This window comes from Gluconacetobacter entanii (genome assembly GCF_003206495.1).
In the GTDB taxonomy this organism is placed as follows: Bacteria; Pseudomonadota; Alphaproteobacteria; order Acetobacterales; family Acetobacteraceae; genus Novacetimonas; species Novacetimonas entanii.
Genome location: NZ_NKUF01000065.1, coordinates 1 through 9,908, shown reverse-complemented (window position 1 = coordinate 9,908; position 9,908 = coordinate 1). Strand labels below are relative to the sequence as shown.

Annotated in this window: 7 protein-coding genes and 1 pseudogene; 6 read left to right on the top strand and 2 right to left on the bottom strand. The window is 52.2% G+C overall.

The window, feature by feature from the left end; all coding sequences use genetic code 11:
• The first annotated feature begins 568 nt into the window (after positions 1–568).
• From CFR72_RS15315 to CFR72_RS15290, 6 genes are read left to right on the top strand one after another with little or no spacing between them, the layout of a single operon-like run.
• A complete protein-coding gene (locus CFR72_RS15315) occupies positions 569–796 on the top strand; it encodes an AbrB/MazE/SpoVT family DNA-binding domain-containing protein (RefSeq protein WP_110914688.1) in 228 nt (75 codons plus the stop codon).
• On the top strand, positions 796–1,191 hold the full coding sequence (locus tag CFR72_RS15310; RefSeq protein WP_110914687.1) for a type II toxin-antitoxin system death-on-curing family toxin: 396 nt from the start codon (positions 796–798) through the stop codon (positions 1,189–1,191). The genes CFR72_RS15315 and CFR72_RS15310 overlap by 1 nt, the downstream gene beginning before the upstream one ends.
• On the top strand, positions 1,127–3,076 hold the full coding sequence (locus CFR72_RS15305; protein ID WP_244182334.1) for a type I restriction-modification system subunit M: 1,950 nt from the start codon (positions 1,127–1,129) through the stop codon (positions 3,074–3,076). Before CFR72_RS15310 ends, CFR72_RS15305 begins: the two co-directional genes overlap by 65 nt.
• Positions 3,073–4,419, top strand: coding sequence for a restriction endonuclease subunit S (locus CFR72_RS15300; protein ID WP_110914686.1), 1,347 nt, complete (start codon positions 3,073–3,075; stop codon positions 4,417–4,419). Before CFR72_RS15305 ends, CFR72_RS15300 begins: the two co-directional genes overlap by 4 nt.
• On the top strand, positions 4,416–5,363 hold the full coding sequence (locus CFR72_RS15295) for a GIY-YIG nuclease family protein (protein ID WP_110914685.1): 948 nt from the start codon (positions 4,416–4,418) through the stop codon (positions 5,361–5,363). The genes CFR72_RS15300 and CFR72_RS15295 overlap by 4 nt, the downstream gene beginning before the upstream one ends.
• Positions 5,360–8,431, top strand: a complete 3,072-nt coding sequence (locus CFR72_RS15290) for a type I restriction endonuclease subunit R (protein ID WP_110914684.1) — start codon at positions 5,360–5,362, stop codon at positions 8,429–8,431. Before CFR72_RS15295 ends, CFR72_RS15290 begins: the two co-directional genes overlap by 4 nt.
• A gap of 169 nt (positions 8,432–8,600) precedes the next feature.
• Here CFR72_RS15290 and CFR72_RS15285 read toward each other — a convergent pair whose 3' ends face one another.
• Both CFR72_RS15285 and CFR72_RS15280 read right to left on the bottom strand, forming a co-directional pair.
• Complete coding sequence (locus CFR72_RS15285) at positions 8,601–9,656, bottom strand: reverse transcriptase domain-containing protein (protein WP_244182333.1); 1,056 nt, start codon at positions 9,654–9,656, stop codon at positions 8,601–8,603.
• 35 nt (positions 9,657–9,691) lie between these two features.
• Positions 9,692–9,908, bottom strand: a pseudogene (locus CFR72_RS15280) (transposase); the annotation flags it as partial.

Here is a 9,908-nt window from a genome sequence, read left to right as displayed (position 1 = left end):
ACAGTATCAGTGCATTTCGCTGGAGCGAAAATACGCAGAAGAAAGATACGACAATGCAATCAATGTGACCTCTTGCATCGTAAAGGCCGTCCACATAAGCGGGACATGTTCCCACCGCTGGCGGCAGCAATCCGCTCATGCTTCTGTCGCGTCAGGCGGATATGGGCGTTATATGTTTTTCTGGTGCCGGTCATTGTCATCACTCCCCATGATGACAGCCCATCATACCACCTTCTGGTGCATGATTCCGAAAACGGGAAACAGGCATGGGATTGGGATAGAGCCAGGCATCGGGAATGGAGCACATTTCGCTGCGCTCCCTGTCCTCATTCCCTGCCTGACAAGGGGGAGTGACCTCCCCCGTTGACCCCCTCCCGTACCGGGCCAGCATAATTTTATGCCATGTTTCCAGAGAGCGTAACCTGACGATCAGATGATTTGGCAGAAAGCGGATGGTCAGGTTGCGGGGGGATCAGTGTGATAGCGGACCCAGTGACAATTTGTTTTAGCTTGCCGTGTCCCAACCGGTCCTGATACGTATTACTTTATGTAATACGGAGTGAAGCCAGTGGAAACGGTCATTATTCGCAAACAGGGAAACTCTGTCGGTGTCACCCTGCCTGCCGAAACGCGTATCCGGCTGGGTCTGGAGGTCGGGCAGGAACTGACACTTGTTGAAATGGCTGACGGCATCAAGCTGGTGAAGCGCAATCTCAAACTGGAACGCCAGATGCAGATGGCGCGTGAGACGTTGCGTGAGCAGGCTGATATTCTTCAGGAACTGACCAAGCGGTAATGGCGGATACGCCCGAATTTCTGGAGCCTGATGTGGTGCTGTTCATGCACGATCAGGCCCTGAAGGAATACGGCGGAACCCATGGAATCAAAAATGAAGACCTGCAGCACAGTGCGTTGGCCCGTCCAGAAAACCGCTGGCACTATGCGGAATCAGATCCGCCGGACACCGCGACTTTAGCGGCCTCATATGCTTATGACATCGCCCGTAATCATCCCTTCAATGACGCCAACAAGCGAACAGCCTGGAGCTGCTGCATCCTTTTTCTTCGGCTAAATGGAACGCTTGTGCAGGTCAGCGCCCCGGAAGCCGTCGAAACCATGGTTGCCCTTGCGTCTGGCGCAATGGAGGAAGACGCGTTCGCAGTCTGGCTTAGGCAGCACTTTCAAGACTAAAAAATTACATGTTTTCGATACCGGACCAGATTTCTCCATGAGCATCCCCCCCCGCACGACCTCCCTGTCCTCCATGATCTGGCAGGTAGCTGATCTTCTACGCGGGGATTTCAGACCCGCAGAATATGGGCGTGTCATTCTGCCTTTCACCGTCCTCCGCCGCCTCGACGCCGTATTGATCCCCACTCGGGACAAAGTGCTCAAGGAAAAGGCGAAGTGGGAAAGCAAAGGCATCGATCCGATGCCGTTCATGGAAAAAGCCGCCGGTTTGAAATTCGTGAACACGTCTGATTTTACTCTGAAAGACGTGCTGGGCGACCCGGACAACCTAACCCAGAACCTTTCCGCTTACATCAATGCTTTCTCGCCTACTGCACGTGACATCTTCGATCATTTCCGCTTTACCGAGCAGACAGACCGCTTGGCAAAGGCCGATCTGCTTTATCTGGTTCTGGAAAAATTCGTAAGTTTCGACCTCAGCAACAAGGCTGTCGATAACCACCAGATGGGGCAGGTGTTCGAAGAACTGATTCGCAAGTTCTCCGAAGCCTCCAATGAGACGGCGGGAGAGCACTTCACCCCGCGCGAAGTCATCAAGCTGATGGTGAACCTGATCTTTGCCGAGTATGACGACCTGCTGACACCCGGCAACCCGGCTGTACGCACCATCTATGACCCCACGGCAGGCACCGGCGGCATGCTCTCGGTTGCGGAAGAATTCCTGCTTGACCATAACCCGGATGCGCGCCTGACCATGTTCGGGCAGGAACTGAACCCGGAATCCTATGCCATCTGCAATGCTGACATGCTGATCCGCAATCAGGATGTCAGCAATATCCGCCTTGGCAACACACTTTCTGATGACGAACTGGCGGATTACAAATTCGACTACATGCTTTCCAACCCGCCCTTTGGCGTGGAATGGAAGAAGGTTGAGAAAGCCGTCCGGGCCGAGCATGAAAAGCTGCGTTATGATGGCCGCTTCGGTCCCGGCCTGCCCCGTATCTCGGACGGTTCCATGCTGTTCCTGCTGCATCTTGTCCACAAGATGCGTCCCGCGAAGGATGGCGGCGCGCGCTTTGGCATTGTCATGAACGGCTCGCCCCTGTTCACCGGCGCTGCTGGCTCCGGTGAATCTGAAATTCGGCGTTTCGTGCTGGAAGAAGATCTGGTGGAAGCCATCATCGCGCTGCCGACCGATATGTTCTTCAACACCGGCATCGCCACCTATGTCTGGGTGCTGACCAACCGCAAGCCGAAGAACCGCAAGGGTAAGGTGCAGTTGATCGACGCATCTTCCTTCTGGCAGAAAATGCGCAAAAGCCTTGGCTCCAAGCGCAAGGAAATGGGGGAGGATGACATTACGCTTGTCACCCGCCTGTTCCGCAATGCGCAGGACGCACAAATTGCCACCATCACCGCCGCCGATGGGACGCAGACGCGCGAAGTCGTGGCCAAGGGTGCGGAACCACCCGAAGCCCCCGAAGACGGCAAGGTCAAACTGGCCCCGTTGAGCCGTATCTTCCGCAATGAAGATTTTGGCTACCAGACCATCACGGTGGAGCGCCCGCAGCGTGATGAGGATAACAATATTGTCCTTGGTCAGCGCGGCAAGGCGAAGGGCAAGCCCATGCCCGACAGCAGCCTGCGCGATACAGAAAACGTGCCGCTGAATGAGGATATCCACGCCTATTTTAAACGCGAAGTCCTGCCTCATGCCCCGGATGCATGGATTGACGAGGCCAAGACGAAGATCGGTTATGAAATTCCGTTCAACCGGTATTTCTATGTATTCGATCCGCCGCGCCCGCTTGCGGAGATTGATGCGGACCTGAAGGATGTGACCGCGCAAATCATGGCGATGCTTGGGGAGCTTTCGGTATGAGTTTTCCGAAATATCCGGCGTATAAGGATAGTGGGGTTGAATGGATTAGGGAGATTCCGCTCAAATGGGATGTCACGCCGATTCGATCATTATCAGCATCTGCTCCAAAAAGCTTTATGGATGGTGATTGGATTGAGTCACCGTTTATAACGAATGAAGGTATTCGCCTTATTCAAACAGGGAATATTGGAATTGGGCGTTATAAAGAGCAGGGTTTTAGATATATTTCTGAGGAAACATTCCAAGATCTTAATTGCACAGAAGTAAAGCCAAATGATCTTTTAATTTGTCGTTTGGCCGATCCCGTCGGGAGGGCCTGTCTTGCCCCGACATTAACGGACAAAATGATTACGTCTGTAGATGTGGCAATCTTAAAGCCTGCCAACTATGCATCTGCTGAATATTTCAAATATGTTTTGTCTTCTCCTACATATCTTTCTTTTATGGAAGGAGAATGTCGGGGAGGAACACGAAATCGAGTCAGTCGAAGTTTTCTTGGGTCTGTTAGAGTTCCCCTTCCTCCACTTTCTGAACAACAGGCAATAGCCAGCTTTTTGGACCGCGAATGCGGAAAAATTGACGCCCTGATTACCGAACAGGAACGGCTGGTTGCCCTCCTTGCGGAAAAGCGGCAGGCCGTTATCTCCCACGCCGTCACAAAAGGCCTGAACCCCAACGCCCCCATGAAGGACTCGGGCATTCCGTGGATCGGGATGGTGCCGGAAGGATGGAATATTGTTAAAATTGGGAAAATATTCAGTGAAATAAATGAACCCGGAAATGATAGTCTTCCGATCCTGAGTGTATCAATTCATTCTGGAGTTTCAGACGATGAACTATCAGAAGAAAAATTAGACCGTAAAGTGACACGTAGTGACGATAGATCCAAGTATATCGTCGTTCGTCCTGGTGATCTGACCTATAACATGATGAGGGCTTGGCAGGGAGGTTTTGGAGCAGTTCAGGTTTTGGGTATGGTCAGTCCTGCATATGTTGTTGCTAGACCAAAAAATATATTTTGGCAGAAAACTGTATTTATCGAACTTCTTTTAAGAACCCCAAATGCAATTGTAGAGATGAAACGGCATTCTCGCGGTGTAACAGACTTCCGATTAAGACTTTATTGGGACGAATTTAAAAATATTTCCATTCCTTTACCTAAATGGGAAGAACAAAATTCCATCCTAAATTTTATTAAGAAAAAAACGGGTCAGTTTGACGCTCTTTCTATGGTTGCCAACAAAGCTATTGTCCTCCTCAAAGAACGCCGATCAGCCCTCATCTCAGCCGCCGTCACCGGCAAAATTGACGTCCGCAACCAGAGCAAGGCCAACGCAGCATGATCGACACAAAAGGCCGCTCTCTGGAACTTTTCTATATCGATGGTCATCCGGACGGTATGGTGACGGCCGAACTGTTCAACTGGACGGGGCATGTGTTCGTCACACCGCGCACGCGTCTGACCGAGGCGCTGCGACGGGAGGAAGCCAGTTATGCAGGCGTGTACCTGCTGCTGGGTGAAAAGGAAGGGCAGGACTTCGCCTATATTGGGGAAGCCGAGGACCTCAGCACGCGCTTGAAGCAACATGCGGCGGCGACTGACAAGGACTGGTGGGAAACGGCCGTGCTGGTCTCCGCTAGCGCAAACCGGCTCAACAAGGCACATGTGAAATATCTGGAAGCGCGGCTGGTTACGATGGCGCGGGAGATCGGACATACCCCGCTGCATAACGGCAACTCGCCCTCCCTGCCGGGACTGACGGAAGCTGATATTGCCAAGATGGAAGCCTTCCTTGCCAACCTGATGGTGGTCCTGCCCGCCATCCGGGTGGATATGTTCATCCAGCGCAGCCGCCCGGCAGGGTCATCACGACCGGTTCCCGCTTTTGAAGCGCCGGAAGCTGGAACGAACCCTGCCACAACGGAGACAGCCCGCTTTTTCCTGCACAAACCACGCATTGACCTGACGGCAAAAGCCATCTTTCAGGATGGTGAATTTATTGTCGAGGCAGGGTCCCAAGCCAGGACTGAATGGCACGGGGAAGGCACCTACAAGCCGCTGCATGAGGAACTGGTACGCTCTGGCATTCTGCAGATGGCTGGCGAACATCGAGTATTCACCAAGGATTATGCGTTCAGAAGCCCAAGTGCGGCAGCTGCCGTCGTATTTGGCCACGCCGTCAGTGGACCTGCTGCATGGAAACTGGAAGATAACCCGGACATCACATTCCGCGACTGGCAGGCACAACAGTTGGAGGCCATTCCCGACGAAGGGGCCGACTCATGACCGACCTGCATAAGGAACACCATCTGGAATCCGAAATCTGCGACTATCTCGGCCGCTCCGGCTGGCTGTATGAGGAAGGGTCTGCCAGCCGTTACGACGTCGGCCTGTCCCTGTTCTCCGAAGATCTGCTAGCATGGGTGCGCGAGTGTGAGCCGGATGCGTGGAAGACACTGGAAAAGACACACGGCGCAGCGGCAGGGACCGTGCTGTGCCAGCGTGTGCGCGATGCCCTGAACACGCGCGGCGCGCTGGTTGTCCTGCGTGACGGGCTGGATATTATCGGGCTGACAAAAACGCTGAAAATCTGCCAGTTTCGTCCGGCGCTGACCATGAACCCGCATCTGCGGCATCGTTACAAAGCCAACTGCCTGCGGGTGGTGCGCCAGGTGCGCTATTCAGCCAGCAATGGCAACGAACTGGATCTGGTGCTCTTTCTGAACGGCGTGCCCGTGGCCACGGCGGAACTGAAGTCAAACTATACCCAGTCGGTTCAGGACGCGGTGGAGCAGTACTGCACCGACCGTCTGCCCAAGCCGCCCGGCAAACCGGCAGAACCGTTACTCTCGGTCCCCGGTGGGGCTGTGGTGCATTTTGCGGTCAGCAACAGCGACGTGATGATGTGCACGCATCTGGACGGCGCCCACAGCCGCTTCCTGCCGTTCAATCAGGGGAATGATGCCGGGGCAGGCAATCCCGGCACCACGGCCTATCTGTGGCGCGAAGTCTGGCAGCCGGACTCATGGCTGGACATTCTAGGCCGCTATATCATCCCGGTGAAGAAAAAGGGGAAGATCACGGGCTGGATCTTTCCACGCTATCACCAGCTTGCTGCCACACGGCTTCTGGTTGCCACCATTCTGGCGGAAGGTCCAGGCCAGCGTTACCTGATCCAGCATTCCGCCGGTTCGGGCAAGACGAACTCTATTGCGTGGACGGCGCATTTCCTGTCCGATCTGCATGACCGGCATAATCACAAGATGTTCGATACCGTGGTTGTGGTGTCGGACCGGACGGTGCTGGACCGGCAGCTTTCGGAAACAATCGAAAGTTTTGAACGCACGCGCGGCGTGGTGGCCTCCATTTCCGGCAATAGTGGCAGCAAAAGTCAGGAACTTGCGACAGCCCTGCATGCGGGCAAGAAAATCATCATCTGCACGATCCAGACCTTTCCCTTCGCGCTGGAAGAAATCCGCCAGCTTGCGGCGACCGAGGGCAAGCATTTCGCCGTAATCGCGGATGAAGCCCATTCTTCCCAGACTGGCGCATCAGCCAGCAAACTGAAGGCGGCCCTTTCAGCTGGAGAACTGGCAGAACTTGCCGATGGTGGAGAGGTCAGCACGGAAGACCTTCTGGCAGCAGAAATGGCGCAGCGGCCTGCTACGGATGCAGGCATTTCCTTTATTGCCTTCACCGCCACGCCAAAGGCCAAAACGCTGGAACTGTTCGGGCGTCTGCCGCACCCCGACCAGCCCAAGGGGGAGAACAACAAGCCCGAAGCATTCCACATCTATTCCATGCGCCAAGCGATCGAGGAGGGCTTCATCCTTGATGTCTTGCAGAATTATGTATCATGGAAACAGGCCTTTCGTCTGAGCCAGAACGGTCAGGTTCTGGATGAGACGGAAGTCGAGGCTTCGGAAGCCAAGAAGGTACTGATGAAGTGGGTGCGGCTGCACCCGACCAATATCGCCGCGCGTGTTCAGATCGTGGTGGAGCATTTCCGCCAGAATGTGCAGCCACTCCTTGGTGGCAAGGCACGGGCCATGGTGGTAACAGCCAGCCGCAAGGAAGCAGTACGCTGGAAGTTGGCGATGGATCGCTACGTTAAGGAAAAGCATTATCCGTTCGGGCTTCTGGCCGCGTTCTCCGGTGAGGTGGATGACCCGGAAAGTGGCCCGGAGCCATTTACGGAAAGCAACATCAATCCTGCCCTGAAGGGGCGCGACCTGCGGGAGGTTTTTGCCGAAGACCCATGGCGGATTCTGATCGTGGCCAACAAGTTCCAGACCGGGTTCGATCAGCCTTTGCTGTGCGGCATGTATGTCGACCGGAAGCTCGGTGGCATTCAGGCGGTTCAGACGCTCTCGCGGCTGAACCGTTGCTATCCCGGCAAGGACATGACCTTCGTTGTGGATTTCGAGAACGACCCCGAAGATATCCTCAAGGCATTCCAGCAATATTACACCAAAGCCGAACTGGCCGACCTCAGTGATCCGAACTGCGTGGTAAACCTGCGCCACAAGCTGGATGATGCCGGGTTATACGATCAGCCGGAAGTAGATCGCGTAGCCCATATCCTGACAAATCCGAAAGCAACGCAGCAGCAGCTTGATGCGGCCATTGTGCCGGTCAGCTCCCGCGTGTTGGGCCGGTATCGCGAAGCCTGGAAACTCTTTCAGGACGAGCCGGAAGGTTCGCATGACCGGCAGGAGGCAAAGGAACGGATTGATGATCTGATCCAGTTCCGGAGCGATCTGGCATCCTATATGCGGATGTACGAGTTCTTCAGCCAGATGCTGAATTACGGCAATCCGGATTATGAAAAGCTGTATCTTTTTGCAAAAATGCTCTGGCCACTGCTGAAATTCGATCGTGAGCGCGAGACGGTCGATACAACCACCCTGCGCCTGACGCATCATCGTATGAAGGATCTTGGCAAGCAGAAGCTGGGGCTGAAGAATGAAGCCGGAGAGGGGCTGGAACCCATAAAGGAGGCGGGTTCAGGGCAACCGCAGGACAAGGCGAAGGTTCAACTCTCTCGTATTATCGAAGCCATCAATGATCTGTTCGAGGGTGATCTGACGGACGGAGACAAGGTGGCATTTGTTACGGGATTGGAAACCAAACTGGCAGAATCGAAAAAATTGCGTGAACAGGCTCAGGCCAATACCAAGGATCAGTTCGCCAATTCACCTGATCTCCAGGAAGAAGGGATGAATGCGACCATCGAGTTGATGGAAGCACATGAGAAGATGGGCAAACAGATGCTCAATGATAATGCCCTACTGCGCACAGTTATTGCCGCCATCGTAAAACAGGGGAGGTTATGGGAGGGATTGCAGGGATAGCCAGACTGGGATGATTTCCACCCCTCCTTCCTTTATTATTTAACTAAACATTAAGGAATCATAAGAAACTTACGATATTGATTTGAAAGATTTTGAACTGCATCGCATCCAAAAATTGTTCCATAAAGAACATTGGCACATTTTTGTACGGCTTGCTCCAATTTATTTTTTAAATCCTTACTGTTTGAAGCATAATCATATGCAGATAAATATCCATTTTCATAAAATTTATTCTCTTCAATACATACCCAATATCTTTATTTTGTGATATTAACCGTGAAATATCATGATATTCTGAAATATATTTCTTTATCTCCCTTATTTGCTCAGGAGACACATAAAAATAACACTCCCTATTTTCCTGCCTAGCCAATGCCATCCCAAGAAAATCTACTGGTTGTGATGGAGAATATATATGACTCTTTTCTTCACTCAATTCATGACCAATAATTTTTAATTCTTCTTCAACTTTTTTCCGTGCTTCTATACATTGAGATTCGGTGTTAGTAAAAATAAGTAGGTCATCCGCATAGCGCACCATTGAGTATTGCGCTCCAACAACTCTATCAAAATCTTTTAAAACAAAATTGCTTAGTATGGGAGATAACGGCATCCCTTGTCGAAGGCCTCTCCCTCTCTGAATGCCATTCTGAATAGTGGCTTTTCGGATTTTTTCACTACTTTCAGCGACTTCGCACTGGATTGCACCCAAAACCAAGGGTGTCAACGATCGTAATTTAAATTGACGCGAAAATTTTTCAGCTAATTCTTTACGATTAATGCGGTCAAAAAATTTAGCTATATCTGCTTTAAAAACCCACGGCTTTTTCTCACGAAGTGCACAGGCAGCTTTTTGCGCCCCTCTAACGCCACGGTTCTGATTTTTTGTGTTTCTTATAAAGCCATAACTGACAGGATTAATAAGTTCCAATTTTTCCGCCTGCTCCTCGATTTTATTGACGAGGGCACGCTGCACTATCCGATCAGATAACGTAGGAATACAGATTAATCTCAATTTTGTAGGATCAGTTTTGGGTATTGCTACCCCCCGCAACAGACTAAATTTATATCCGTCACGAATATTACTTTGAATTTCACGCAGACGATTCATACGTTCATTTTTGAAAGTAGTAGCAGATACCCCATCAACCCCAAGAGTAGTCTTCGCCCCCTTTTTTCTCCAAATTTGCTTCCATGCGAATTCAAGTCTGGAAAGAGATGCCAATTCTTAGAGCCCGATCCGAAAGTTTTCCAAGCTTGACAATGCCTTGCTGTCCGTCGTGTGAGCATGCGGATCGAGGCGATCAATGTCCATGCGGTTGAGGACGCAATGGACTTTTCCCAATCTTTGGCGAGCCGCCTGCACCGTCCCAGCCAGGCGAATGTCCGTTCCACCACCCAGCGACGCGGCAGGATCTGAAAGCCCTTCGTCGTATCGGACCGCCTGATGATTTCGAGGGTCCATTTTCCCATGGCG